Raw genomic sequence first — 1436 nt, 5'->3', positions numbered from 1 at the left:
AAGAAAAAATAACAAAAATGCTTTAAAAAAAGAATTATTAAGATGAGTAGTTAATGGGGCAGGAGATTAGGGTTTTATAGTGCATAGTGGTAAAACCTGCATTACAAGAAATCAAACAATACCTATCTGAATTCGAAAAAAAATTATTTAAATTGTCAATTTTTTAAGAATTGATTTTTGTCTAAAAAAATAAATGGGGTGAGTAGTGGGACTTGAACCCACGGCCCCCAGGGCCACAACCTGGTGCTCTAACCAAACTGAGCTATACCCACCACAAAATGGTGAGCCGCGAAGGGATCGAACCTTCGACCGACGGATTAAGAGTCCGTTGCTCTACCAGCTGAGCTAGCGGCCCACACACCATTTATGATAATTATAAGAAAAATTTTGTCAAGAAAAATGAATTTTTAAAAAACAATATAAATATCTTAAATAATCATTACAAACAAGATTTTAATGGATTTTTTTTATTTTTTGACTAAAATTACATCTTAATGATATATGTGGGGCGAGACTGAAAAAGGAGGTTTTATGCAAATTAAAAGGAGAACCTTTTTAAAGGGTGCTTTGGCTGGGTCTGCATTATTGTCTGTGCCTTTAATTTTTGATTCAAAAGCACAGGCAAGGGAAGAATTAAAACCATATAAGCCCGATAAGGTAACCTTTAATTTTTGTGAAATGTGTTTTTGGAATTGTACGGAAAAAGTTTTTGTAAATGATGGCAAAGTTAGAAAACTTGAAGGCAATGACAAAAGTCCATTAAATTGGGGTAAATTATGTGCAAAAGGTCAAGCTGGTATTAAAACTCTATACGATGATAATAGATTAAAAACTCCATTGATTAGAGTTGGCGAACGTGGCGAAGGCAAATGGAAAAAGGTTTCCTGGGAAGAAGCTTTTGAGTTTGCTGCAAAAAAATTTAAAGAAGTCATAGATAAATACGGACCAGAAACAATCGCTCTTGAAATGCATGGTACAGGAGAGCCTGCAATTCACAGGCTTTTTGAAGTCTTAGGTGGGACAACAAACTTTGCAATACCTGCATATTCTCAATGTACAGGTTCTAGAGACGTTGGATTTTATTATACATTTGGTGCAGCACTTGGTGGCCATGAGCCGTATGACTTGTCAAACAGTAGATATATAATTTTAATTGGTAGAAATGAGACAGAATCACTCCATGTAAGTGAGCTTTACCATTTTGCAAAAGCTATTGGCAATAAAGCCAAAATAGTATATGTTGATCCAAGGTATACACATACAGCAGCAAAAGCTGACAGATTCTTGCAAATTAAACCCGGGACAGATACTGCTTTTGTTTTAGCGCTTATCAATGTTATGGTAACAGAAGATTTGATTAATCACGATTTTGTAGAAAAATATACAACAGGCTACGATAAACTAAAACCGCATATAGTAAAATACACACCGCAATG

At 34.9% G+C, this 1436-nt stretch carries 1 protein-coding gene and 2 tRNA genes; 1 reads left to right on the top strand and 2 read right to left on the bottom strand.

Translation table 11 applies throughout. The features are described from left to right. Nucleotides 1–194 precede the first annotated feature (194 nt). Nucleotides 195–272: transfer RNA gene (locus tag Q0C22_RS00670), tRNA-His, on the bottom strand. Between the two features lie 7 nt (nucleotides 273–279). Further along, nucleotides 280–355: transfer RNA gene (locus Q0C22_RS00665), tRNA-Lys, on the bottom strand. Nucleotides 356–531: 176 nt separating this feature from the next. Between Q0C22_RS00665 and Q0C22_RS00660 the strand changes: the two genes are divergently transcribed. Continuing rightward, on the top strand, nucleotides 532–1436 hold a 905-nt coding region (locus tag Q0C22_RS00660; protein WP_291490166.1), incomplete at its 3' end, for a molybdopterin-dependent oxidoreductase.

This window comes from Desulfurella sp. (assembly GCF_023256235.1).
Lineage (GTDB): Bacteria > Campylobacterota_A > Desulfurellia > Desulfurellales > Desulfurellaceae > Desulfurella.
This window is presented reverse-complemented; position numbering and strand designations above follow the sequence as displayed.